The sequence below is a fragment of the Paenibacillus sp. V4I9 genome, from assembly GCF_030817295.1.
Lineage (GTDB): Bacteria > Bacillota > Bacilli > Paenibacillales > NBRC-103111 > Paenibacillus_E.
In genome coordinates, this window is record NZ_JAUSZE010000001.1 from 6,626,326 (window position 1) to 6,651,595 (window position 25,270).

20 protein-coding genes are annotated in these 25,270 nt (G+C 45.5%); 3 read left to right on the forward strand and 17 right to left on the reverse strand.

The genetic code is table 11. The features are described 5' to 3' along the window. Positions 1-36: 36 nt before the first annotated feature. The 3 genes from QFZ81_RS30495 to QFZ81_RS30505 are packed head-to-tail and all read right to left on the reverse strand — an operon-like array spanning position 37 to position 6,632. The gene (locus QFZ81_RS30495; RefSeq protein ID WP_307438427.1) at positions 37-519 is read right to left on the reverse strand and encodes a GNAT family N-acetyltransferase; all 483 of its coding nucleotides are present in this window, start codon (positions 517-519) and stop codon (positions 37-39) included. A gap of 21 nt (positions 520-540) precedes the next feature. After that, a complete protein-coding gene (locus tag QFZ81_RS30500; RefSeq protein ID WP_307605727.1) occupies positions 541-3,306 on the reverse strand; it encodes an adenylate/guanylate cyclase domain-containing protein in 2,766 nt (921 codons plus the stop codon). A 17-nt stretch (positions 3,307-3,323) separates the two neighbouring features. Beyond that, on the reverse strand, positions 3,324-6,632 hold the full coding sequence (locus QFZ81_RS30505; protein WP_307605728.1) for a stalk domain-containing protein: 3,309 nt from the start codon (positions 6,630-6,632) through the stop codon (positions 3,324-3,326). Positions 6,633-6,992: 360 nt separating this feature from the next. Here QFZ81_RS30505 and QFZ81_RS30510 point away from each other — a divergent pair, with 360 nt between their 5' ends. Further along, a complete protein-coding gene (locus tag QFZ81_RS30510; protein ID WP_060645930.1) occupies positions 6,993-7,379 on the forward strand; it encodes a DUF4280 domain-containing protein in 387 nt (128 codons plus the stop codon). Between the two features lie 55 nt (positions 7,380-7,434). Continuing rightward, positions 7,435-9,099: an MORN repeat-containing protein gene (locus tag QFZ81_RS30515; RefSeq protein WP_307438420.1), complete on the forward strand. Its 1,665-nt coding sequence runs from the start codon at positions 7,435-7,437 to the stop codon at positions 9,097-9,099. Positions 9,100-9,398: 299 nt separating this feature from the next. Here the strand turns inward: QFZ81_RS30515 and rarD are convergent, their stop codons facing one another. The 9 genes from rarD to QFZ81_RS30560 all read right to left on the reverse strand — a co-directional run bounded on the left by rarD (position 9,399) and on the right by QFZ81_RS30560 (position 18,793). Beyond that, on the reverse strand, positions 9,399-10,280 hold the full coding sequence (gene rarD / locus QFZ81_RS30520) for an EamA family transporter RarD (RefSeq protein WP_307438418.1): 882 nt from the start codon (positions 10,278-10,280) through the stop codon (positions 9,399-9,401). 162 nt (positions 10,281-10,442) lie between these two features. Continuing rightward, complete coding sequence (locus QFZ81_RS30525; RefSeq protein ID WP_307449338.1) at positions 10,443-11,528, reverse strand: nitric oxide synthase oxygenase; 1,086 nt, start codon at positions 11,526-11,528, stop codon at positions 10,443-10,445. Between the two features lie 71 nt (positions 11,529-11,599). Continuing rightward, entirely contained in the window at positions 11,600-11,932 is a 333-nt protein-coding gene (locus QFZ81_RS30530) for a hypothetical protein (RefSeq protein WP_307438416.1), read from the reverse strand. A gap of 25 nt (positions 11,933-11,957) precedes the next feature. Continuing rightward, the gene (locus QFZ81_RS30535; protein WP_307438415.1) at positions 11,958-12,656 is read right to left on the reverse strand and encodes a pirin family protein; all 699 of its coding nucleotides are present in this window, start codon (positions 12,654-12,656) and stop codon (positions 11,958-11,960) included. A gap of 216 nt (positions 12,657-12,872) precedes the next feature. Beyond that, positions 12,873-14,285 (reverse strand): arabinan endo-1,5-alpha-L-arabinosidase, encoded by a 1,413-nt coding sequence (locus QFZ81_RS30540; protein WP_373462729.1) that lies wholly within the window; start codon positions 14,283-14,285, stop codon positions 12,873-12,875. 47 nt (positions 14,286-14,332) lie between these two features. Further along, the gene (locus QFZ81_RS30545) at positions 14,333-15,175 is read right to left on the reverse strand and encodes a carbohydrate ABC transporter permease (protein WP_307438413.1); all 843 of its coding nucleotides are present in this window, start codon (positions 15,173-15,175) and stop codon (positions 14,333-14,335) included. Between the two features lie 30 nt (positions 15,176-15,205). Further along, complete coding sequence (locus QFZ81_RS30550; RefSeq protein ID WP_307438411.1) at positions 15,206-16,096, reverse strand: carbohydrate ABC transporter permease; 891 nt, start codon at positions 16,094-16,096, stop codon at positions 15,206-15,208. A 107-nt stretch (positions 16,097-16,203) separates the two neighbouring features. After that, complete coding sequence (locus QFZ81_RS30555) at positions 16,204-17,595, reverse strand: ABC transporter substrate-binding protein (RefSeq protein ID WP_307438409.1); 1,392 nt, start codon at positions 17,593-17,595, stop codon at positions 16,204-16,206. 208 nt (positions 17,596-17,803) lie between these two features. Continuing rightward, positions 17,804-18,793, reverse strand: a complete 990-nt coding sequence (locus tag QFZ81_RS30560) for a glycoside hydrolase family 43 protein (RefSeq protein WP_307438407.1) — start codon at positions 18,791-18,793, stop codon at positions 17,804-17,806. Positions 18,794-19,041: 248 nt separating this feature from the next. On the opposite strand from QFZ81_RS30560, the gene QFZ81_RS30565 reads away from it, so the two are divergent. Then, a complete protein-coding gene (locus QFZ81_RS30565) occupies positions 19,042-19,980 on the forward strand; it encodes an ArsR/SmtB family transcription factor (RefSeq protein WP_307438405.1) in 939 nt (312 codons plus the stop codon). Positions 19,981-20,010: 30 nt separating this feature from the next. Here the strand turns inward: QFZ81_RS30565 and abc-f are convergent, their stop codons facing one another. From abc-f to QFZ81_RS30590, 5 genes are all read right to left on the reverse strand, one after another. Then, positions 20,011-21,924 carry a ribosomal protection-like ABC-F family protein gene (gene abc-f / locus QFZ81_RS30570; RefSeq protein ID WP_307438403.1) on the reverse strand — a complete coding sequence of 638 codons (1,914 nt, stop codon included), beginning with the start codon at positions 21,922-21,924 and terminating at the stop codon, positions 20,011-20,013. Positions 21,925-22,030: 106 nt separating this feature from the next. Then, a complete protein-coding gene (locus tag QFZ81_RS30575; protein ID WP_307438402.1) occupies positions 22,031-22,174 on the reverse strand; it encodes a hypothetical protein in 144 nt (47 codons plus the stop codon). Positions 22,175-22,273: 99 nt separating this feature from the next. After that, positions 22,274-23,176, reverse strand: coding sequence for a response regulator (locus QFZ81_RS30580; RefSeq protein ID WP_307438400.1), 903 nt, complete (start codon positions 23,174-23,176; stop codon positions 22,274-22,276). A gap of 5 nt (positions 23,177-23,181) precedes the next feature. After that, a complete protein-coding gene (locus tag QFZ81_RS30585) occupies positions 23,182-24,492 on the reverse strand; it encodes a sensor histidine kinase (protein ID WP_307438398.1) in 1,311 nt (436 codons plus the stop codon). Then, a complete protein-coding gene (locus QFZ81_RS30590; RefSeq protein WP_307438396.1) occupies positions 24,477-25,238 on the reverse strand; it encodes a TSUP family transporter in 762 nt (253 codons plus the stop codon). Before QFZ81_RS30590 ends, QFZ81_RS30585 begins: the two co-directional genes overlap by 16 nt. Positions 25,239-25,270: the final 32 nt, after the last annotated feature.

The window sequence follows — 25,270 nt, forward strand, 5'->3', positions numbered from 1 at the left end:
TATCATCAGGTCCAATCTATTATTTCATTAGTTGATTCACAGTGGTTTGTAAAAAGCCAGCCTGGCTTCACCTTCATAATAGTAATTCGGATAAGTGCCGATTAATTCAAAACCATTCGCTCTAAACATTTTTTGGATGGGCTGGTACTCTGGTAAATCACAGGTATATGTAAGTATATATCTTCCCTCCGCTAACCTGGCGAACGTCTCCAACGCTTGGAACAAAATCTTGGCAAAGCCATGTCTGCGGTACTCGCGGTGTACAGCTAAGTAATCCCACAGAAATCCTCCGGATTGATGCTCATTTTCCTTGCAGCTGGTAACCGCAATAATGTCTCCTGATTCGTTCTCAATAAACCAATGACGATGATTGCGCTGCGTTAAACTAAGCAGGGGTGCATGACGGAAATGTTCTAGTTCTCCCGGTGTATGCCGCTGGTCATCAAAAGATTCCGAAGACAAATAGAAATCCGTAATACGCATTGCGTCCTTTTCCGTTGCTAATTCGTGCACATGCATGCCAACATCGCCTCTTTCAAATTAAGAAACAGATAATGTACCATTCCACTCTGCTGTTGTACCGTTTTGGAAGTATTCATCACAAATATAGAAATACAGCTGTGCTGCTTTATCTTGTCGGTTTTGCTTAATGACCATTAAGAACGCTTCACGAGCATCATAGAATCGCCCTACTTGGTAGTACGTTACAGCTTGCTCGAACAAAGCTTTGGTTTTATCCTTCAGAGTTCGGATCGTATCCGGATCCCCCTGATACACATCGAACAGATGAAGCGGCTCTTTGACCCCTTCTACCTGAATCAATCCCAAATTGCGATAGTGGAAGCCGTCTGCCTGCTCCAACGATTGAACCACATAATCGGTAATGAGAATCGATGCCCCTAGCGGTTCCGTCATTTTCTCCAGCATGGTTGCCAAATTAACACCGTCGGAAATCACATTGCCTTCCAAACGCTGCTCCTCACCAATGATCCCTAGTCGGAGCGGTCCTTTATGCAAACCAATGCCGAAATCAACTGGCATATAGCCAACTTTGGCTCGATGAGAATTATAAATGTCCAATTCTTTACGCATTTCAATACAGGCTCGCAGTGCTTCATCTGCTTGATTCGGGAATAATGCCATGAAGCCCGCGCCCAGGTACTTATTCATGAGACCTTGATGATTGCGCACATAAGGTCCGAATCTTTTCAGAAATGAATTGACGAAATTGAAGTTCTCTTCCGGCGAGAGCCTTTTGGACAGTTGATAAAAGCCTCGGATATTGAAAATTAAGACGGACATATTTTGCTCCACCTGATCACCGAGCTCGACATCTAGGATGCTTTCTTTGTTCAGAAAACGCAGAAATTGCTGCGGCACGAAGCGATAGTAGGATTGGCTGAAATTTTCTACCTTGGTGATGTAGTCTCGAATGTGAGCAGCCATCGTGTTGACACTGTCGCCTAGGTCTGACACTTCATCCCTTGTGTTGATCGTAACTATCGTATCCCAGTTACCCTTGGCAATCTCCCCAACGCTATTGCGAAGCTTACGAATCGAAGAGAGCAGCACATAGGTCATTAGAAAGAGAACGAGCAGTAAGCCTATCGAAATAAAAGCAATGTTGCGAATGATCGATTGAAGTACCGTTTGGCGATGCTTGAGGATGCCGTCCAAATTTTTACTTGTTTCGAAAACACCTACAATTTTACCCGCTGAATTAAAAATAGGAGCAATCGCATATCTCCACTCTCCGGAGAAATCCTGCCATTGGCCTTTGGACGGCTTGCCTTGCAGCACGACCTGCTGATTCTCAGGTGTTTGAAGAAATGGATTGAACATATGCATCCCGTCATCGTCTTCCAAAATACGATAAATGACGCCGTTCTCATATTTATAAACCGCTTTGTAAAAGCCTTGATTATCATCTTGTTCATTATTGTCAAAGACAGCTTGAATCTTTTTACGGAACGATTGATAAACAATTCCATTGTAATCCAGAGGTGAACTAAGACTCTCCAGCTTATCGCCATCAATCAGGTTTTGACCGTTTTTGGCCAATAAAAGAAGCTCGCTGAAGGTTTCTTCTTCCATTTTCTTCGAGAAGCTAGTGTAAATGACGGTAGATAGAAGAATCATCGAAACCGCGATGACCGGGACTAAAATAATAATTTGTTTCATCATGAGAGGGAGACGACGCTGCAGCAAGTTAAAGAAAACGATTTTGATTGCATACAGCAGAAGTAGAATTCCTGCTATAGCGATAGACCAAAGAATAATGGCCTTTGTTCTCGTGGCTTCGCTATACAACGCCTCTACTAGGGAGGGGGTAATGGTTCCATCCGAAAGACGGCGATTAATTTGAGCTGATTCTACTATAATGAGGCTGCCATCTTGAGCGATACTGCTATTCGTTGCATCGAAGGCAAGCTCCACGCCGCTAGCTTTGGCTTTATCCTCATTCACAAGGCCTTCGATAATGTAGGGCTGTTTGGGATCGAGTCTGGAGATGGATTTGCTGTTGAAATCGATAAAAATAAGCCGTCCCTGATTATCCAGATGCAAGCTCTCCGGAAAATTACGCCTTGTACGGTCAAGACCGGGAAGCGGATAAACCAACTCGGAGCGTCCATCGCTAAAAGCCCGATAAATTTCTCCGCTGCGCGTTGAATAATAAATCTCCCCTGGCTTGTAACCGTCTGCCTCGGACACATATTTATTCTCCGGAAGCTTAATCGTGTAAACGGACTTCGGCTCGGAGGAAGAAGCTTCTCCAACTGGCGCCTGATATAAGGTTAATTGATGTACTTCGTCGTTGAAAAAGTACACCATACCTTCACGAACCTGAACATTTCGTAAGGACCCCAGTCTGTATCGTTTCGTTTGTGAATCATATTCTTCTGTAAACAAGCTGCGATCAAACTGTCCGTCAGGCTTATAACGAACAATCTGCTCGGATTTGACTGCAATGCCGTACGGATCCAGCAGTGTACGGATGGTATAGAGGTAGCCTTGGTCATCAACGGCCATATCATTAAAGCGATACACTTCCCCGTTCTTCCCCGTCTCACTTGTGATGGAGAATTCTAGAACACCCTGGCTGTTCAGCTTGTGAATGGTTTTTTTGGCATTATCGATCACGAACAAATTGTTTTGATAATCAGAGACAGCCTTCGATAAACCATCGAAGGGCATGCTTTTGTTAAAGGGCCATAGCGTAAAGCTATCCCGGTGTAGATTAAGATAAGTACCGGCAGCACCTAGAAGCAGCAGTACTAGCAGCAATGCCGCAATCGATTTCTTCATCGCTCTTTAATCTCCTCTTAATTAGAAATCTGAATGATTTGAGTTGGTGCATGCCAGTCGACCTGAAGTCCTAGGGATTCGGAAATGAACCTTAGTGGAACATAGGTCCTTCCTGCGAGCAGCAAAGAAGGTCCATCGATCTCGGCGGGCTCACCATCTATGTAAGCCGTAGTACTATTAATACGGTTAGTGATGGTCGCATATTCCGTACTTACGGTTACGGTAAGACTTTCTTGATCCCAATCAACGGCCGCACCGAACGATTCGGATACGGACCTTATAGGTAAATAGGCCTGCCCGTTTATTATAACAGGCGGAACGTCAAATTTGATGAAAATATTGGGAGAAAGCACGTTTTCTGCCGAAATGGGTTGAATCGTGACAGGAACTAGGCTGGAATCTGGGTCAGAGTCGGATCCAGACGACGAAGAACCAGCAGAACCGTCAGAACCAGAGCTTGTGTCTACCGTTGTGATGTTAGACAAGGTGGTTGAGATCTCAGCCAGAGCTTGCAGCTCCTCTGGCGTGTATTTGGCTTTCTCTTGCTGCTGGAGCTGCTCCAGCAGCTTGGTTATTTGCTGTTCCAGCTGCTGCTGCACGGCTGAAGCTGGCGGCAGCGCTGCCAGCAGCTCCTGCACAGCGTCAAGCTGCGCGAACAGCGCGTCCTTCTGCAGCGACTGCATCGCTTCGTCGACGGCTTGTAGTGAGCGGGTCAGCGTCGCGACCCGCTCAGGATCCTGCTGCGCTGTGCTGAGCGCAGCTTGGAGCTTCTGCTTCGCTTCTTGGAGCGAAGCCAGACCAACGGAAGCGCCAGTTTGCGCATCCGCGAGCTGCGCCTGCGTCGCCAGAAGCGGATGCAGCTGAGCTGCTGCCACTGTGGCATCGCCGGCGGCGAGGGCTTGCTCCAGCTTCTGCTGCTGGAGCTCAGCCTGTTCGGCCAGCTGATCCTCGCTGGCCTCGTTCCCAGCGGCCGGGTCGGAGCCGCCGGGAGTGCCTTCACTGCCCGGCTCGACCGGCGGTGCGGCTTCTTCGGACAGCGCTGCAATCAGCGCGTCCGGGTTGTTCACCAGCTCCATCTGCTTGAGAGCTGCCTGGCTGTCGCCTTTCAGCAGCGCCTCCAGCATCCCGAGCTGGGCCTGCGCATCCTTCAGCTGAACCGCCAGATCAGCGATCTCGGTCAGCTTCAAGTCTGCTACGGCTGCTTCTTTGGCCGCTTCCAGCTTCACGATATCTTTCTTCAGCGTATCGATCTGCTGCTGCAGCTGTGCGGGTGTTTCCAAGGATGCAATAGCTCCCGGCTTCGTGATCTCGACGGTAACCTTCAAAGCAGCCACTGCTTCCTTCGTCAGCGCAGCAGAACTGGCTGAATCGGTTAATACGCTAGAATCTAGGGCATTATCCATGCCGATCCAAACTGCCCCAGGCTCATCCGATTTATAAAAAATCCCTTGCCCCGACTTCGTCATCGTCGCTGCAGCTGCGTTATAGGACGCTGGGGTTAGCGCGTCCAGCCGCACTTTGTAGGAACCGATGATGACGGTTCCCAGCCCTTTCTCTTCAGCAGCTCCAGAGCCGGTTTCTCCTGTGCCACCGCTTCCGTCCCCTTTGTCACCATCTGAATTGTTGCCTGAATTTCCGCCAGACGCTCCATCCTCGGCAGTTAAAGCTACTAATTGCCCCGAATTCCCTTTTCCTTCCAGAGGCAGTTCGTCGATCTTTTTCCCTTTTTGATACAGCACAACCTTCAGCTGATCGATTGAACTAAACTTGAGCGATAAATTACGCACGGGCTTATTCATTTTCGTCCGCTTCCCAATCGCACGGCCTTCTTTCGTAAACACCGCATACTCCGTAGCGCCCAGCTTTTTATTTACTTTCACACTGAAATCACTAAGCAGCGTGTCCACCGAAGGCTTCAGTTTCCAAGTACCTAAAGGCGCTTTCGGCTTTTGCGGCTTTACAGCTGCAAGCCCATCATCGAGGTTACGATAAGGCAAAACACCTTTCTTTATCGTTCTTTCAACCGCACCGCCGGTATCCAAATCCAGCTTGCCGAGCGCCATTTTATAACCCATTTGTGCAGATAGAATTTGTTGATCAGCTTGAACGACAGCATCCTTATAAGCTTGGAGCTCATCCGTTTTCATCAGACTTAACTTCAGCTTCTGGTTCGCTTTATCCAGATTGGCTACCGCATTGTCTTTATCACGCAAGGCCTGCGCATAGCCTTCTTCGGCCCCTTTTGCTTCCAAAAATGACAGTCGCACCGCAGCAATGACCGCATTCCGGCTTTCCTTCTCTTGAAGCAGCGCTTTATTCTGCTCCATAGTCGCGATCGGAAGCGCATCTCTGAGATCGTCCAAATAGCGCAGCCCGTCAAACTCCCCTTGAAGCAGCGATTTGGGAATAGGAATGAATCCAAGCAGCATGAAAAAGCCTTCCCAATCCTTCTTCACCTGTGAAAGTGTCGTTTCATAACTAGCTAGGAACAGCTCCATATCCACATCTTTGGCTTTATACATCCCGTCCATGACCTTCATTCGCGCCGTACCAAACTTGGAGCTGTACAAATCACGCGTCGTATTCAGCTTCTCATCTGCTAACCGCCGATCCTCCGTGTCCTTAAGCAAACTAAGCGTCGACTTTTGAGCCCTTGCGATATAGGCAGGCAGCTGCTTCTGATTCAAATCCGCGTAATCCGGCTCAAAAGAAAGCTGGACTTTATTTTCCATTTCCAAATTCAGCAGCTTGCCCAGTGCCAGACGACTTGATTTGGCCGTTAACTGTGCTTGTTTATATTCTGATGCAGCCTTCTCCAGCGCCTTATCTGTCTTCTCTTGTTCAGTACTATCTGCAAGACCGAATTTCCGCTTCTTTTTTACCGTTTCCACTGCTGTCTTAGCTTCTTCCGCTTTCTTCCGTGCATTTTCTTCTGCCACTGCATCTTGATAAGCTGCTAAATAAGATTTTTGCACATCAAATCGGGCCGTATTCATCGACTGACGCAGCGTTTCCTGCGCGATATAAAGCTGCTTGCGTGCTTCAGGCACCTTCAAACGTGTCGATAATTCCTGACCTAAATTGCGAGGTTTGGCAAATAGTCCGGAAGCCTTAGCTTCCTCATTTTTAACTGCATGCTGCGCTTGCCCCAGCTCTATCTTTTTCTTCAAAATATCGGTCTTAGCATCCCGTAATTGGGAACTTATTTTCAACCCCTGATCGATGGCTTCGCGCATGGTTAAAGACTTCACTGTCGCAGCCTCGGCTCCTGAACCTACTGTCACAATCGACGATACTCCTAGCAGCAGCACAAGTCCCAACTTCACAAATTTTACCCCTATCACTATGAATCCCTCCGCTCAACCATCTCCTCTTATAGTACAATATCTCCCCCACTCCCGCACCCATCTTTTGGAGAAAAATAGTGAAAACGATCGAATATAGTAATAGACTGCTCATATACTTATCTAGTAGTATAAAAGTAATGGAAAAGCGGATTTTTGTAGGGATTACGCAGTCCTAATTGGGTACAGCTCATTTCCCCCATTCAAAGCTACTTTAACGATATAAAACAACCTTAAACGCAGGATGACTGCTAATTTCGTTACTTTAACGCTGAAACCATGCTAAATGCTCATCTCTGAAAGCTCGACGGCAAGTTTTAGCACAAGGAAGGAGAGATTCACATGGGAAACCTCGTTTGCGGCGGAGCGATGCTGCAGTGCTCGTTCGGTGCAGCGCCTGGTACGTTAATGGTGCTTCCGGCGAACATGGTGATGACCGCTATGCCCATTGCCAACATTATGGATAATAAGCCGATGGTGAACATAATGCCGTTTGGGATGTGTAATTCTATGGCGAATCCGATGGTTGCTGCGGCAACGGCGGCTGCACTTGGAGTTCTGACTCCCATGCCCTGTGTACCTGTAACAGCTGCGCCCTGGGCTCCTGGGTCACCGACCGTGCTTGTCGCGAACATGCCCGCTCTGAACAATACGTCCAAATGCATGTGCAACTGGGGCGGTGTCATTCAAATACAACAACCGGGACAAATGACCATTCAGGTGCCTTAACCTTAACTCATTTTAAAAAAAACCATTTAATAATTCCATCTAGGAGTGAGAAGATTTGGAGATCCAGCCGGTCAAAACCCTTGAAAAAGTGCTAAGGCCTGTCGTTGCACCATTCATTGGGCATATCATGAAAGCCATCTTAACAGTCGGAAGGCTGCCCAAACTAGCGATCATTAAGATTCAACAGCTCCTTAGGGTCATGCTGCAGACGCGCGAAACGTCGCTGAAAAACTACGTTTTGATCGGCTCCTATTATGTCTCCAAAAGATTGCTTCTTTTCCTCACTTTGTTCCTACTCGTTTTGGTCTTTTTTATTTTCATCCGCCCTCCTGCAATCGTGAATAAGTGGTTGAATCGCGTTCCTGTTCTTCAGAAAGATACCCCTAAACTTACGAGCTTTTCAGGCAATGGCAAAGTCGTGGGTACCCAGAAGGATTCTCTCTATGTGGGGGAACTGGTTGACGGCAAATATGCCGGAAAAGGTAAACTTTTCCACAGCAACGGCAAGCCCGCTTATGAAGGTGATTTTGAAAAGGGGCAAAAATCAGGCAACGGCTCCTTGTACGACGAAAATGGCACCCTGCAATATAAAGGAGCATTTGCCGGAGATGTCTTTAACGGAGCTGGAACCCAATACGATCCCCAGCAGAACGTGCAGTATATCGGCGAATTTCAAAATGGAAAATACGGCGGAGCTGGGAAATTATTCGCGCCAAGCGGAGATCTTTTGTATGAAGGCTTGTTTAACGGCGGCCTATACAATGGGACTGGAAAGCTGTTCTCATCGGGCGGTATCGCCCAATATGAGGGTGAATTTGCAGCCGGTCAATATAACGGGGCTGGTAAGTTTTTTGATGCGAAGGGACTGCTTATCTATGAAGGCGGCTTTAAAAACGGCAGCTATTCCGGAGATGGCACCGAGTTTTATACGAATGGCCTGATTAAATATAAAGGCCAATTCCTCGCTGGCGCGTATGGCGGTGAAGGCACCGCCTTCGATGAGAAGGGCGTGCCGCGCTTCAAAGGCACGTTCCAGAGCGGCGTCCTTAGCGGCGCCGGGGAAGCATATGACGAGTTAGGTAAACTCGTCTACAAGGGCGATTTCAAGGCCGGCGTCTATGACGGCCTTGGCACGTTGTTTGACGCAGACGGCGCGCCGCTGCTGCGGAGCTTTTTTGCAGGCGGCCAGGCCAGCCTGCAGAGTTTCATCGGTTTGTCCAGCAAGAAAGTCGAAGACTTGCTGGGCAAACCGGACGAGGTGACGCTGCAGGATGACAGCGTCATGCTCGCAGGCCAGGAGGCGCCGCAGGTTGCCTCCGTAGAGACGGCAGCTGCAGGCGACGCCGCCGTGGAACCTCCGGCCGCTGGCGCTGGCGCGGCCGATCCGGCTTCAGCAGGAGGCGTTAAGCTCCTGCTGAACTATCCGGCCTACCAGCTGTCGCTGCTGGTAGAGCCGTCCAAGGGCAACCCCAAGGAGGCCGTCGTCACCTCCCTCAGCATTTGGGGCTCGAAGCCTTTGGCGCTGCTGCAACCAGCCATCGAGACTATCAAAAAGCGCGGCGAACCCAATGATGCCGGCTACATCGTCATGGAACTCGGGGTGGGTGCCGGGGCTGGCACTTACACGAACAGCTATTACAAAGGTGATTTCATCTTCACCTTCACACATTTCAACAAAACCAAAGGAGCTCACCTGCTTCAGGTCAGCTCTACCAAATAAGAGGGGCTGTTGCCCCTTGTGTGTTTACGGGTTCCTTTTGCAGATGAAGCTGCCTCATGTCCTTCGTATGCTAATCGAGTTCCTTTTGCACACGGAAAGAGTAGTTAGGCGTAAAGCTCAGACCTGACAATAGCGCTCCGCCCTTGACGGAACGTCGTTCCGCTATTTGGGTGAAAAAGCTCGATTTCCGGGGCAAACCTCTAATAGGTGGTATTGGCAGCACGCTATTCGCTAATGGAACGAGCATGCTAAAAAACCGTTCGAAGCTATTTGCTCGAACGGTTTTTTTCTGTGTATATCTACTTCGCCATAGAAGTTCTCGCCACCCGCATCGACGCAAATGCGTAAACGATCAGTGCCGTCCAGATCAAGGAGAAACTGATGAGAAGCACGGGAGAGAATTTCTCTTTAAATACGAACACACTTAAAAGCAGCGTAATGGAAGGACCAATGTACTGAATGAATCCCAGCATGGAAAGAGGCAGCCGAGCAGCCGCTTTAGCAAACCATAATAGAGGCAAAGCGGTTGCAACACCTGACAATAATAGTAAAGCTAAAGAGATAGGCGGTAACGTCCATGCGGAATCATGATGCGCGAAGTGTAAGTAGGCAATGTACGCGACTGCTATGGGGAAGACAATGACAGTTTCACCTGCTAACCCGATAGAGGCATCATAGGAAACTCTCTTTTTCACAAGACTGTACAGACCGAAGGAAAACGCTAGTGAGAGAGAAACCCATGGAAATCTGCCATAATCGATGGTTGCCAACAAAACGCCGGCACCTGCCAAAGCAACGGCCACCCACTGACTGCGGCTTGGTTTTTCACGCAAAAACAGGACCGCCAGCATGATATTAATTAATGGCGTAATATAATACCCCAGACTCGTCTCGATGACATGGCCGTTATTGACGGCCCAAATGAATATCAGCCAATTGGAGCTGATTAAAATGCTGCTGACTCCGATCTGGAGCAGCATTTTTCCGTTCGTAACCATCTTACGAAATTCAGTCCATCCACTTTTCCCTATCAGTAAGAGAATGGCCATAAAAACAAATGACCAGATGACACGGTGAGACAATATTTCACCAGCAAGCAAAGAGTCAAAAGATCTCCAATAAATAGGCAGCAAGCCCCATGCGGTATAGGCAAGAATGGCGTACCAAAGCCCTTTTTTCATAGTAAAATCCTCTTTTCAATTCTAGTAACACAATTCTATGAATCTCGTAATTTGTCCCTAGGTCAATTTTCAATTAATAAATCCCCGATATACGGGGATCAACTACACGATTGTTTGTGCTATCCTTTAACGAAGACGCAATCCCTTCTACCATGTGATTGCTCAGCCCTCATGCCGATAAAAAAAGTTAGGCAGCTTCACTTCATTTGAATAATGCTGATGGAAAATATGCGTTGTCGCCGGAGATAGCGGCGGGATCAACCACGACCAATCACCCGTGACATCACGACCGACCTTCTGCTCTTTCTCTTCAAAACTCTTAAATTGCCTTGCCGCCATATGATGATCTACAATAGCTACTCCCTGCTGTTGAAACGAATGCAGCACAGCCACATTTAACTCAACAAGCGCCCTATCTTTCCAAAGAGAGGCATCGCGCCGAGTATCCAGACCCATGATAGACGCTACACGCGGCAGCATGTCATATCTCGCTTGGTCTGCAAAGTTTCGCGCCCCGATCTCGGTGCCCATGTACCAACCGTTGAATGGCGCAGCGGGGAAATGAATCCCTCCGATTTCAAGGTACATATTCGAGACAATCGGTACGGCATACCATTTGAGATGCAAATCATCGAACGCTGCTATGTCCGGATGTGTAATATCCACTTCCAGGACGAGCTCGGTAGGAATATCGAACAGCTTCGGTTTCCGATCTCCCATTTGAACAACAAGCGGCAGCACGTCGTAAGGCGTCCCAGCCCCCTGCCATCCAAGCGATTGGCATAACGCAGTTATTTGAATAGAAGCTGGGTCACCGAGAATCCCATTGTCAGTTTCATAACCCGCGTAACGGACAAGTTGGTCATTATGAATAAAGGCTCCCTGAGCCGAATCATGCGTAGGTGGGAAAATCGTAATCATTGGACGGATTTTGCCGCCATTGGTCGCCGTTTCTATATGACGAAAAAGCGCCTCAGCCATCTGTTCTTCGGTTTCTATATAACGAGCATCGCGTACCGTCAGTGTTTCCCAGAACAATCGCCCGATACAACGGTTGCTGTTGCGCCATGCCATTTTGGCCCCATGCTCAAGCTCTTGAAGGGTATGTTCGTAGTAACCTTTATACCTAATGGCTTCGGTAATTTCAGTAAGACGAGCATCGATTTCGCCCGAGCTTTGGCCTAGTTCACTATAACATTCCTTGATAAAAGGTATTGCTTTCTCTAGCAATTGATCCTGCACTTTCATTGGTGCTGCTCCAATCCGATAAAGGGGAGCCCCACAAGCATTTGACACCTGCAAAGCTCTCCCTATGTTGATTACAATTGTGCACTAAACTGATCAGGAATGTATACGATTTGAGACTTTGCTACGATGGTTAACTCGCCTTTTTCCTCGGAATAGTGAACGGAATCATCGCCTACATAAAACCATAATTTCTTTGTTGGCTCATTTTCATATTCCTGAAATAAGAATACGTTGAGTTCCTCTTTCCATTTCAAAAGCTCAGCAATATCTTCCTTCTTCTCTATCTGCACGGTAAAAATCCATTGGTCACCAACCTGCTCCCATGTGTAGGGGATCGGATGTTTACCCGTATCTACGAACGCTCGACCGCCCACTGCATGTTTAATTAAAAAGACTTCCTTCATCCGCATAGCCCTCCTTCATCATCCATTATGGCAGATCAATTAGCATGAAATGTGTATCTTCTATCGCACGAATCTCAACCGTTTGTTCAGCTTCCATACGAGCGCTATCCTTAGTTTCCAATACAGTATCATTAGCAGATAACTTCCCGCTTATAAGCATAAGAAAAATACGGCGATTCTCTCCTTGTTTAAACACAAGCCCTTTGCCCGCTTCCAGCTTGCTGAGGTAAATACTCATATCTTGGTGTATCTTGGCTGCATGCTCGCCTCCCTCGGGTGTAACTACCGGCAGCAGCGTGTTTATCATTGCTTCAGGTTCATAAGTGACATTCTCAAAGGACGGCTCCAAGCCCCGCTTAGAAGGCATGAACCAAAGTTGAAATAGACTCATCGGTTCTGTATCCGACGCATTATACTCGGCATGTATAACGCCGCTTCCAGCTGACATTCGCTGCACGCCATTCACACCCGTTACCGCAACATGCCCCAAGCTATCTTCGTGTTTAATGGCTCCGCTAAGAACGATGCTGACAATCTCCATATCGCTATGGGGGTGTGGACCGAAGCCTCGGCCGGCAGCAATATCATCGTCATTACAAACACGCATAACCCCGAAACCTACATTATCCTCATCAAAATAATCGCCGAACGAGAAATTCTTATGGCTCTTAAGCCAGCCCAGATCGGTTGTATTACGCGTATGCGCAGGGAAAACTTGAATCACAGCAATCGCCTCCTTTTTTATTACGTATAGCTTATCATAGATAGACCACCGACTTCCATGTCGGAACGGTGGCGGAAATACGCAAGCAAGACAAAAAACCTCATCTCGACTTTTATAGTGAGGTAGAGGTTATGTATTCATTCACCATCATTCAAGAACAGAACGGACATTGGCCAGAATAGTAATTCAATTGCCGATAGGATACTATCATGTATCTTACTTAGCTGCTTGTGGAAGCTGTTTCCCCCATATAGCCGTACCTCGATTATTCATGCCTGTAAAGACAAGCGTTGAACGATTAAGCTCCCAATCCCATGACGGCAGCATCATAACTATTTCCTGAGATGCCAGCTCCTCACCATCGTACCAATAAAGCGTAAGGGTATGCTTCCCATCGAATTCCCAGTAGTCCTTGGAATCAGAATTGTTGATTTTCCCGCCTTTTAAAAGCTTTAACTCGTCCGATTCAACTTGGCCGTCGATCATTTTATCCATCACGATTCGTTCCCAATTGCCTACTATGCTCGCCTTAGGGATATCTTGAACGGTCTCTCCAGTATATCTTTCCGGTGATACGACCGGCCAGCCGTCTTGGGTCCATAATATTTTTCTAATGTGGAGATACATCCAGTTCATGTCCTGCTGCGGACGAGCATGATGGACGATATAAGTATGATCCCCATCCTGCAGCACGGAATTATGTCCAGGCGCAATCCATCCATCGCCTTCTTGGAACTTATAGCCACCCAATATTTTGTTGCCGATCTCAAACTGGGCTTCATACTTATCGTCCATAAGATCTCTTCCATTCGCATCCAAATATGGACCTGTTATGGAGTCCGATCTACCTACCCGCACATTGTAATCCTGTGACAACGAATCAAAGGAAACAAACAGGTAATATTTCTTCAGCTCCGAATGATAAACAATATAAGGGCCTTCTACCGCACCGGATTCTGTTTTATGATCCCTGGTCGCAATCTTTGTACCAAAACCAGGCTCTTTCAACTTGCCTGTTTTCGGATCTAGCGGAGAGGTATAAATCCCCCCGAAGAAAGAACCGAATACAAACCATGGATCTCCCGACGCATCCAATACAATGTTCGCATCAATCGCATTCGGCTTATCGCCGACACCCGTCTTTATTACTTCTCCTTGGTCAGTCCAAGGCCCCTCTAAGGAAGAACTTGTTGCTACGCCAATAAATGATTGGTTCGAACCAAAGGTCGATGCCGAATAATACAAATAGAACGTATCGCCGAATTTCTTAACATCAGGTGCCCATAAACCTTGAGCCCCTGTCCATTCCGCCGCTTGCTTGGGTACTCCATCAAAAGCGTATCCGACCCAGTCCCATTGAATGAGATCCTTTGATTTCCTAACCATAATACCAGGCTTAGCCTTACCGCCGACTTTAGCATCCGTTGAAAAAACATAATAGGTATCGTCTTCTTTTATAATTGCGGGATCATGTGTATTGTTCGTATTCCACGCCAATTCGTTATGAAGGTTATCCACATCAAACATTGGATAGATTGGAGGCGCATCTGGATACTTTAACTTCGACTGCAAACTTCCTCCTCCTCCTCCGATGGAACAACCTGCTAGAAGGAGAACAGCAACTGTCATGATGCTTACAAAGGCGTTCCGTCTCCTTTGGTTTCCAGTTGATTTGATCATCCTTTAACACCTGAAATTGCAACTGATTCAATGATTTGCTTCTGAAATATGAGAAAAACGATTAACATCGGCAATAATGCGATCACAGATGCTGCCATAATTAACGGGTAGTCCGTTTGAATGGCATAAGTTGCATTGAAGTTAGCAATTACTAGCTGCAGCGTTTGTTTCTCAGGTGAATTCAAGTAAATGATTGGTGCTAAATAATCGTTCCAAATGGCCATAAACCATAAAATAAGCTGTGCAGCTACTGCAGGTTTAATAAGAGGAAATATGATCCTGTAGAAAATTCCAAAGTAGGAGGTTCCATCAATCTTCGCCGCTTCAAGTATTGCATTCGGCACGCTTGTTAAATACTGGCGAAGGAAAAAGATCATCACAATATTTCCGAAAAAGCCTGGGACAATTAACGGCAGCAATGTATCTACCCAGCCCAACTCTGAGAATAAAATGAACTGCGGTATCATAACAACTGGATAAGGAATCATTAAGGCTGAAAGCAGCAGTAAAAAAATCTTGTCCTTACCTGGGAACCTGAGCTTTGCAAATGAAAAAGCAGCTAAGCTGGAAGTAAAGGTTCCGATAATTGTTACAGAAACAGCAATGAAGACACTGTTTTTAATACCCGAAAGCAAAGGTCCCTTTTCCCAAATTTCACTGTATTTAATAAATAAAAACGTCTCGGGTATCCACTGGGGAGGCAGTGCGAACACATCCTTCTTTTCTTTGAAGGAAGTCGATACCATCCACAATAAGGGAGCTACCATGACAATAGCGCCGATTGCTAATATGAGAAAAATAACGATGCTAATTATTTTTTGTTGTTTGGTAATTATCATAGGATTACCCGCTCCTTCCCGATTGATGGACTAATCCACATCATAGGATGATTTTTCATTCATTTTAAATTGGATAAGCGTAACGATAAATATAAACAGACCCAGCACAACAGCCATTGCTGATGCATATCCCATTTGGAGGTTTCCAAATGCTTTCTGCCACACATAAAAGACGACTGAAGCAGAACTATACTCAGGACCACCTGTTGAAGTCATAATGTTAATCTCGGTAAAAATTTGCGAACCACCGATGATGCTTGTCACAACGATAAAGAATGTAACCGGCTTCACCATTGGCCATGTAATATTCCAAAAAGACTGTAAAGCATTTGCCCCATCGATCTCTGCCGCTTCATAATAAGATCTGGATACGCTTTGCAGCGCCGCCAAATACAAGAGCATCGAGTATCCTAAGCCTTTCCAGATTGCCATAATCATAATTGCAGGTTTAACCGTATTTTTATTAGCTAACCAGTTAGGTCCTTCAATTCCGAATAGATCCAAAAACTGGTTAACTAAACCATAATCACCGTTATAAGCCCATTGCCACAAAATGGAGATCGCTGCCAACGAAGAAATGACCGGAATGTAGTATATGACTCGGAAAGTAGTAGTTCCAAAAATTCCTCTATTGAGACCAAGCGCCAACAGTAAAGCCAATATCAAACCAATTGGAATGCCAATCATTAGAAATAGAGTGTTATACATAGCTTTGTAAAATTGCTCATCTTGGAATATGTCTATATAATTATCCAGCCCGATAAAGTTCATCTGGCCCAACCCATCCCAATCTGTGAAGGAACCGTAGAAAGAATATAAAACTGGGTACAATGTAAATAGAATTAGACCAAGAACGGGTGCAAGTATAAATAAAAACCCGTAATATTTCTCTTTCCGATAGAGATTAGATTTGGATTTCATAGTTCACCCCTGATTAGTTAGAAGAAAATGATGTTAGTTCCTTGTTATTACACTTCAGCAACTAACATCATTTTCAACTGTACTAAAAATAGTCTTTCATTAACTTGTTATTTTTTAGATTTTTGTTCTTGTTCAATTGCCTTATCAAGAAGCTTTTGCATTTTCGGCTGTTGACCCTTCACATAATCAGCTGCAGTTACTTTACCATCAATGACTGGCTGAATATCCGTGAAGAAGAGCTGGTGCCATTCTGCATTGTAAGTCAACGTATTGGGAATAGCTCTGCCGTAATCTTTAACTATTTCCAAAAATTCTTTCTTGTTTGCCGGTTTAATGGATGTGTCTGCAGCCCACTTGTCAGCCATATCGATCAAGTTCGGGATTTGTACTTTAGCATCTACCAGGGCTTGCTGTCCTTCACGCGAAGCTGTTAAGTAAGTTACCAAAGCAGTAGCCTCCTGAGGGTGTTTCGTTTTGCTGGAAACACCAATTCCCAAGGAACCTAACCATGTTGCAGATTTACCTGTAGATCCAGCTGGGTAAGGAATCAGATCATATTCAAACGGCAATTTTTCATAGGTACTTAGATCCCAAGGTCCTACCGGGAAGAAGCCCATTTCGCCCTTCATCCAACGCTGGTAAGTATCTAACGTTTGCGCATCTTCAATCGATGGAGTGATCTTATGCTTATTTTGCATATCAGCAAAATATTGCAAAGCTTCAGCAAATTTAGGTTCATCAATCGTAACTTTTGTTTTTGTTGCATCTAGCCAATCTGCACCATTGCTCCATACAAATGATTGCAAGGACCAGTTAACATTGAAACCAGTACCGAACTGATCCAACTTGCCGTCACCGTTGTTATCTTTGGTCAGTTGTTTGTTGACTTTAATAAATTCATCCCACGTATAAGGCTTATCTTTGTCAGGAAGTGGTACTCCAGCTTTTTCAAACATTGTTTTGTTATAGCCGAGTGCAAATGGGCCAACATCCTTTGGCAGACCGTAAATATTGCCTTTCCCAACAGTGGAACCGTCATAGCGATAAAAGTCAACGCCGTATTTCCAGATGTTGTTCAGATCAACATTTTTATCACCTTTAATGTTAGCTGTCAGATCCAGGAGAACGCCGCCATTTACATAAGCTCTCAAATCACCTGGTTCAAAGTAGAATACATCGGGTAAGCTTTTACCTGTAATAGCTGCCTTAATTTTTGTTGCATATTGGTCAGCTGTTGTTGTGATGATTTTAACTTTAACACCCGGGTGCTCCGTTTCGAACTTCTTAATCGTATTTTCGTATGCCTTTTGCTCGTCGGGGCCGCCGCGGAACATAAATGTTAGTTCTTTTGTTTCTGTTTTTGCTGCCTCTGTGCTTTTGCTTTCTTCTTTTTTCGCCGTATCCCCACTACCGCTTCCCGCGTTGTTCCCACCACAACCTGCAAGTACAATTACTAACGACATGGAAAGCGCTGCTACTGATACTAGACTCTTTTTCATTTAAACCCCTCCTAATTGTAGTAAATAATAAAAAATCCGATGAAATGGAACCGCATACATATATTCAATTAATAATGTAAGTTAAACCTTTAAAGCGATTGCCTTACAAACGTAAGCGTTTATATTAATTATTAATATATATGTTAAATTTATAATAAATCAAAGCGCTTTCACTGTCAACACTATGTTATTTTGCAATTTTTCGAGTTCATTTATATTTCTGAGTTAGAGCATCTGCAACCGGAATGCCAAAATCAGGTGTCCCGTCACCGTGCCAACCAAATATTTGTGCTCTTGTATGGCGATTTGGATCATATAGAGGGTCACCCTCAATAAATTTGTAATTGCGGGAATGGTACACGATCACATCCTTACCTTCTGGACAAACCGTAAAGCTATTGTGACCAGGTCCATATTGACCAGTAGTCTCATTAGTTTGAAATACGGGGTAAGGTGTCTTATTCCATGAATCCGGGTTCAACAGATCACTCGACTCATCTGCCGTCAATAATCCCATACAGTAATTATAGTCTGTAGCACTAGCAGAGTAGGTAATGTAAATTTTCCCATTGCGTTTCAATACGGCTGGACCTTCATTGACCAAATAACCAATTTTTTCCCACTCATAGTCCGGCTGTGCAATCATGACCTGTTGACCGCTAATTGTCCATGGATCGCTCATCAGCGCAATATACAGATTGGAGTTTCCTATTATGTTCAAATCCTTCTGCGCCCATACTAAATAGAGATTACCTTCATGTTGAAAGGTAGTTGCATCGAGCGAGAATGACTCCCAATTCGGTTTGATCTGACCTTTCTCAACCCATTGTCCTTCCAATGGATTCGGTGATTCATTCTCCAGAACAAACATTCGGTGATCAAACAATCCCTCCACCGTATCGGTAGTGCGAGCAGCCGCGAAATAGATGTACCATTTGTTATTCAAATAATGGATTTCCGGTGCCCAAATATTAGCGCTCATCGGGCCTTCCGCATATTTGTTCCATACGACCACCGGTTCAGCGGAACCGAGCCCCTGAATCGTAACTGCTCTTCTTACTTCGATTCGATCATATTCCGGTACAGAAGCGGTAAAGTAATAATATCCATCGGTATGCTTATACACCCAAGGATCTGCGCGCTGTGGGATAATGGGATTCGAATATTCCTGTTCTATTGCCTTCTCGTTACTCAACATGTTCAAAACCCCTATCATTTTAATGATTTCACAAATATGAACAACTCCATATTTGAGTAAATAGTAATGCCTATCCCCTCGAGTTGTCAATATATTTATTAATAATACACATTTATATTAATATTTAGTTTTCATGATTCATCTTGTTAAACTTTTCGAAGTTGTTAAAGATTTAAGAAAAATGTATATTACTATATAAGGATGTCATTCACATAAATATTAATCTTTTATTATACGGGGGAATTTGTTTGAGAATTGATTTATCGGAAGATAATTTACCTCTATTTGAAGCACTTTCAAGTAACGTTCGCATTCAAATCGTCCACTTGCTCTCCCAAAAGCCCATGAATATCCGTGAATTGGCGGAGGCCCTTGGTCTTAGCAGCGCAATTATGACGATGCATGTCAAAAAGTTAGAGAAAGCCGATGTGATCCGCTCCGAAATGATGCCCGGCAAAGGCGGCGCAGCCCAGAAGATGTGCTCACTTCACATGGATCATCTTGAGATTGCTTTTCCGCAGCGCAATGTCACCCCTCGTTATTCAAGAAGAACCGATGTATCTGTCGGCCACTATACGGATTTAAACATCATTCCAACTTGCGGTATTTGTACGGTATCTAAAGTCATCGGTATTTTCGATGATCCCCGTTATTTCCTTGATCCGGAACGATTGAACGCTAAGATTCTTTGGTTCGCACAGGGATATATCGAGTATAAGATTCCAAATTTCTTAATGAACAGCGAGGAACCAGAGGAATTGGAAATATCGATGGAGATATCTTCTGAAGCCCCTTTAACAAACAGCGACTGGCCTTCTGATATTACGTTCTTCTTCAATGGACTTAAGCTAGGAATGTGGACTAGCCCAGGTGACTTTGGCGGCAAGGGTAGACTTAATCCTGCATGGTGGTTTGAAGACGTGAATCAATTTGGTCTACTAAAGCGGATCTTTATCAAAAAAGAAGGAACGTTCATGGACGGCCTGAAGCTATCCGACGTCACGATTGACCAAATCGACATTCGTAATCCTCACTGGTCCTTCCGAGTTGCCATTTTAGAGGATGCCGAGCATATTGGAGGCGTCACCTTATTCGGGTCCGGCTTTGGCAACTACAATCAAGATTTAAGCTTCAAGCTCTATTTTTCTAAATCTGCACAGGATACAAATGGAACAAAAAGGAATTGAAAAGAGGGAGTGCTTTCGCACCCCCTCTTTCTATTCTTGCTCCTCCATCTGCATCCAGTGCTCATAGAGCCCATCCAACAGGTCCTGTACCGCTTCTCTCTCTATCCATAACTTGCTGAGTTCATCTGCCGTCAGGTTCTTCTCTATTCGTTGGTCCAAATTCTTCAGACGCGCTTCTTCATTAGCAATCTGATTTTCCAGATTTCCCCTTGTGAACACGGACGAGCATTTAGACTTTTCCCGTGACGCCGCATGTGCAACAACCGACTTTGGCACCCCAACGATAGTGGTTTCACGTATTTGATCTTCGCGCAGCTGCCCGCTCTTCTCTTTATAATCATCAAAGTTGCCCAAGTAAACAGTAATTCGCCCTTGATCCAGCTCCCATATTTTCCGGGACAGCCGATTCATAAAATAACGATCATGCGTCACAGCCAGCACGGTACCAGGAAACTCTTCCAGCGCTTCTTCCAACGCTTCCCTTGAAGCAATATCCATATGATTCGTGGGCTCATCTAGAATGAGTAAATTAGGCTTACGCAGCACAAGCAGTGCTAGTCGCAATCTAGTCCACTCACCTCCTGAGAGAGAACAAACCGACTTGAATACATCTGCTCCATAAAATAAATAAGCAGCAAGCCGGCCCCTAGCCTCTCCTTCTTCCAGCTTCGCTTCCTCACAGAAGTAAGTCAGCACCGATTTCTTATGGTCCTCTGGATACTCTTGTTGAGCCAGATAACCAATATCGACCCGCGCTCCAAGCTCGAGCTCCCCTTGGTCAGGCTGCTCTTCACCAAGAATCATCTTCAATAGGGTTGTTTTACCCGAACCATTATGCCCGACGAGCATTACTTTCTCGCCATATTCCAGCAATCCGCTTGCCCGCTTCAGCAGCACTTTATCTCCGTATTGTTTATTCACATCATCGAAGCGAATCACTCTCCGACCTGAGCGGTCGTCCAGCTTCAGATCGAACTCCGCTGCCTTCGGATCGAGAACAGGCCGTTTGAGCTTTTCCATCCGATCCAGCGCTTTCTGCATAGAAGCTGCCCGACGGAAAAATTTCTCGTTTCCTCCTACTCGGCCCCACTCCGTCAGCTGCTTAATCGTCTCTTTCATCTTTTTGATGACCTTCTGCTGCTCCTGATAATCAGCAAACTGCTGAAGTAATCTGACCTCCTTCTCCTTCACATAACCTGAATATGAAGTCAGATAGGTCGTTGATTCACCATCTTCCAGTTCGACGATCTTCGTGACCACCCGATCCAAAAAGTAACGATCATGAGAAACAATGAAACACGCACCATCATAATGGGTGAGATATTCCTCCAACCACTCCACGCCAAACAAATCCAGATGATTCGTCGGCTCATCCAGCAGCAGCAAGTCAGGTTTGCCGATCAGCTGGGAAGCGAGAGCAATCTTCGTCTTTTCCCCTCCAGACAACGAGGTAAAGCTCCGCTCGTAAAACTCCCGTGCAATACGAAGGCCGTTCGCTACTTGGTCGATTCTTGCATCCAGCTCGTAGCCGCCTTCCCGTTCAAAACGTTCTTGCAGCTGTGCGTATCGCTTAAGCAGCTGATCTAGCTGCTTCTCATCGCTCATGACGTCCGGGCTCGACATTCGCTGCTCCAGATCCGTCATGTTGGCGCGGCATTCAAGTATCTCTTGAAAGCTCGCGGCTAGCACATCATATACCGTACCGCTCTCCCACTCCGTTGGGATTTGTGCTAAATAGCCGATCCGCGTATCTTTTCGTACCGTTAATTGTCCTTCGTCAGGCTTCTCTATCTTGGATATAAGGCGCAACAATGTCGATTTACCGCTGCCATTGCGTCCCACAAGTCCTATTCTTTCTCCCTGATGAATTTCAAAAGCAACATCCTCGAGCACCAGCTGCGCACCATGGTATTTTTTTATATTTTGACCATTAACTATTAACATAATGAAGGATCCTCCTAGTTTATGAAAGACCCTATCCATCGCAACCAACGTACAAAAAAAGGCCGCAGGAAAATTCCTACGACCTTTCGGATTAATCCGTCGAGGGTTAAGGTAGGTGTCTTTTCGTGAGTTGTAATTCCGTATGAGCATAAATGGACAGACTTCTCGCGTCTTTGCCTGCTGCATGAACGATGCCAGCCATCGCGATGGGTAACTGGCTCACACGGTTGTTCACGAACTCTCGATTCATCCTACCTTCACCTCCTTCTTCTATCACTAATTCAAAATAATACCATAACCATTGGTCAATTCGCAACCAGAAACTGCCTAATTTTGTTCTTCGCTATTTTTAATATTCACTGCGCATCTTATCCGTAACTTCAAGATAGAGAACTTGGAGAAATTTCTTAATATTGACCTTGCCCTTCTCCGGCTTACAGTTCTCATCGATTTCTTTCATCTTCATACGCACATCCTGGAATTCAAAATACAGAGGCGCATAATGCTCAAATTTGGGATTGCTGTAATCCGTCAAGCCAATACTGGCGATATGGGTCAACGCGGTCATTATCGTGCGGCGAATCCGCTGTTCGACAGCTTTACCTTCTTTTTCAACATCCGCTTCCTTTACCTTGTGACATCTGGACACCGTTTCATAAAGCTCCTTGAGCGGCGGAATTCCTTCCGCTTTATGATGACGAGTGAGATGTTCCATAATGTCCATCAGGTCGCGACTGCCGGTGTCCCCCACGATCCCCATATCCATGAGAATGGGCTGCATAATTTCGCGGACACCGCGTTTTTTACGAACACTCTCAGGACCTGTGTGCAGTAAACTCAGCTTGGTTAAAGATTCTTTAATCTCCTGCAAGGAGCGGCTAATGTTCCACTGCTCGTTAACTTTGGACAGCACCGCTTCCACTTCAATTTTATTAATTGGCTTTTGAATATAGAATTCGACACCGGCTTGATAGGCTTTGCCAATCATTTCTTTATTTTCAATTTGCGAAATCATCACGTATTTCCCTTGATAACCTTGCTCCTTCAATCGAATGATGGTCTCAATTCCATCTTGATCCGGCATCAATAAATCAATGACCACGACATCCGGTGTGGTTTCCAGAAGAACTTTTTCTCCTTCGCTCCCGCTGCCAGCCGTACCTACGACTTCGCCTAATCCGCCTTTTTCAATGATCTTTTGCAGCATCCGTCTACTTACCGCATCATCGTCAACAATTCCGAATGACAGCATGATCTCTACGCTCCTTTTTTCAACGTATCGGTCAATATAGTAATCACAAAAGTGGTCTGAAAACCCGGCTCGTCAGAGCGTAAATGAATGTCTCCACCTAATGAATGAACAATATCTCGAACATGAGAGAGTCCAATCCCTGTCGCGGCAAAGCCCTCTTGATTGAATTTGGTCGTAAATCCGGGTGCAAAAATCATATCTCTATCCTGCTCTGAAATGCCAACACCAGTGTCGGCAACGATGATGATGGTCTCAGCACCTTGCTCATAAGCACTTACGAGAATCGATCCTTGATCTTCAATTGCTTCCACAGCATTAGAAACGAGATTATTGATTACGGTTAAAAGGGGTAGGTATTGATTCGAACAATAGTCCGTTTGAATGTCGCTTTTGAATTGAATCTTTTTTCCAATCATCGAACTATAACCCAGGTTGGACTTGATGGCGAACTCCACGACTTCGGCCAGCCTCATTTCGGAAGCGAAATCGCGATCGAACAGCTTCAACAACCCGGCTAGGATGCGTTGCGAATCTTTTTTGACTTCATGAATTTGCTGGGTAATTTCCAAAATGGTGCGAGAGTAGCTTTTTAACCCCGCGCCATTAATTTTTTCATATAAATTGTGGCTCTTGGCTGTTATTTGCTCAATCGTATCCATCGACTTCCGTAAGTAAAATACTTCGCCATATAAACCGCTATTCGTATTTAACATTTGTTCCATACGCTTCTGCTGCTCATTATGCAGGACTCGCATCTGATTAATGGTCACACTGTTGTAGATACCGACCACGAAGTAGCTCCGTACGACAGCGGTAACTGTGATATACACTAACTGCTCTGAAAACATATGCGGTGAATGGAAAATCAAGCTGCGCGCCAACAATTCAATCTCATTGGACATAAGATCAATAACCGATAAGAACAACCCAAGAACAAAAGGGTGGAATTGGTCCCAATTCCGTTTAATGAAGCTCATGGCAATCGCAAAGGCCATATAATAAAATGCGGCTGATAAATGCGTTTGCGCGCTCGCGCTGAAAGACATGGCCCCATGTAATAGGATACCATCTTCCAACGTCCGAAATAGCAGAACAGTGATTCCGGTAACGATACCTGTATAGATATAAGGCAGATGCTTCATCAAAAGCAAACAGAGTAGAAAGGCGCTGCTGCCAAGACCAATCCGAAACATTTCCCCAATGAAAGGTGTGATCTTAAACTCTCCGGCAATTGCCGTCACAATAGCGACGAGAATCATTTGCAGCCCTTCGTTCTTTAAGCGTCCCAGCCTTTCACCCCCTACAAGATATCCCATATCTGTTTACCAATGAGGATTATACAAACGGTAAGAAATAGCGGTCGAACATACGCTGATCCTTTGCGGATCGCCATGCGTGAGCCCAGCAAAGATCCACAAACCATGGCTATTCCCATCGGAATGCCTATCCCATAATTAATGGACCCCATAACCATGAAAGTAGCCAAGCTAGCCACGTTGCTCCCGAAATTTAGCACTTTCGCATTGCCGGCCGCTTTGACGAAATCGAATCCTAACATCAGAAACACGAAAATAAGAAAGGAACCGGTGCCCGGTCCGAAGAAACCATCATAAAAGCCCAAACCGAATGCAGCGCAGCCCATTAACATCGCTGTTTTCGTTGAGAATTGACTGAAGGTAGAAATATCCCCCCAATTTTTACGAAAAATCGTGTAGATGGTGATCAGTATAAGCATAACGACAACCAACGGCTTTAAGAAATCAGATGGAATTTGCCGCAGCACCATCGTTCCGCACACAGCTCCTAAGAGAGACAATATGAACAAACCTCGTACTGCTTTCAGATCAACATTCCCAGACCGCATGAAAGAAATCGTACTTGTCAGTGATGACATGGTGCCCGCCAATTTGTTCGTTCCTAACGCGACAGCCGGAGGTAATCCCGTTGCCAGCAGAACCGGAAGAGCGATTAGTCCCCCTCCACCAACGACAGAATCTACATAAGCCGCTAGAAAACCACCGATGATGATGAATATCATCATTTCCCAACTTATTTGTAACATGATGCAAGACTCCTTCTGTGTGTTAAATTCCT

Coding starts and splice junctions, on each gene's coding strand:
- QFZ81_RS30545 (WP_307438413.1), bottom strand. CDS start 15,175: ATGATAATTACCAAACAACAAAAAATAATTAGCATCGTTATTTTTCTC.
- QFZ81_RS30560 (WP_307438407.1), bottom strand. CDS start 18,793: ATGTTGAGTAACGAGAAGGCAATAGAACAGGAATATTCGAATCCCATT.
- QFZ81_RS30525 (WP_307449338.1), bottom strand. CDS start 11,528: ATGAAAGTGCAGGATCAATTGCTAGAGAAAGCAATACCTTTTATCAAG.
- QFZ81_RS30540 (WP_373462729.1), bottom strand. CDS start 14,285: ATGACAGTTGCTGTTCTCCTTCTAGCAGGTTGTTCCATCGGAGGAGGA.
- rarD (WP_307438418.1), bottom strand. CDS start 10,280: ATGAAAAAAGGGCTTTGGTACGCCATTCTTGCCTATACCGCATGGGGC.
- QFZ81_RS30500 (WP_307605727.1), bottom strand. CDS start 3,306: ATGAAGAAATCGATTGCGGCATTGCTGCTAGTACTGCTGCTTCTAGGT.
- QFZ81_RS30495 (WP_307438427.1), bottom strand. CDS start 519: ATGCATGTGCACGAATTAGCAACGGAAAAGGACGCAATGCGTATTACG.
- QFZ81_RS30590 (WP_307438396.1), bottom strand. CDS start 25,238: ATGTTACAAATAAGTTGGGAAATGATGATATTCATCATCATCGGTGGT.
- QFZ81_RS30530 (WP_307438416.1), bottom strand. CDS start 11,932: ATGAAGGAAGTCTTTTTAATTAAACATGCAGTGGGCGGTCGAGCGTTC.
- QFZ81_RS30550 (WP_307438411.1), bottom strand. CDS start 16,096: ATGAAATCCAAATCTAATCTCTATCGGAAAGAGAAATATTACGGGTTT.
- QFZ81_RS30555 (WP_307438409.1), bottom strand. CDS start 17,595: ATGAAAAAGAGTCTAGTATCAGTAGCAGCGCTTTCCATGTCGTTAGTA.
- QFZ81_RS30575 (WP_307438402.1), bottom strand. CDS start 22,174: ATGAATCGAGAGTTCGTGAACAACCGTGTGAGCCAGTTACCCATCGCG.
- abc-f (WP_307438403.1), bottom strand. CDS start 21,924: ATGTTAATAGTTAATGGTCAAAATATAAAAAAATACCATGGTGCGCAG.
- QFZ81_RS30510 (WP_060645930.1), top strand. CDS start 6,993: ATGGGAAACCTCGTTTGCGGCGGAGCGATGCTGCAGTGCTCGTTCGGT.
- QFZ81_RS30585 (WP_307438398.1), bottom strand. CDS start 24,492: ATGGGATATCTTGTAGGGGGTGAAAGGCTGGGACGCTTAAAGAACGAA.
- QFZ81_RS30580 (WP_307438400.1), bottom strand. CDS start 23,176: ATGCTGTCATTCGGAATTGTTGACGATGATGCGGTAAGTAGACGGATG.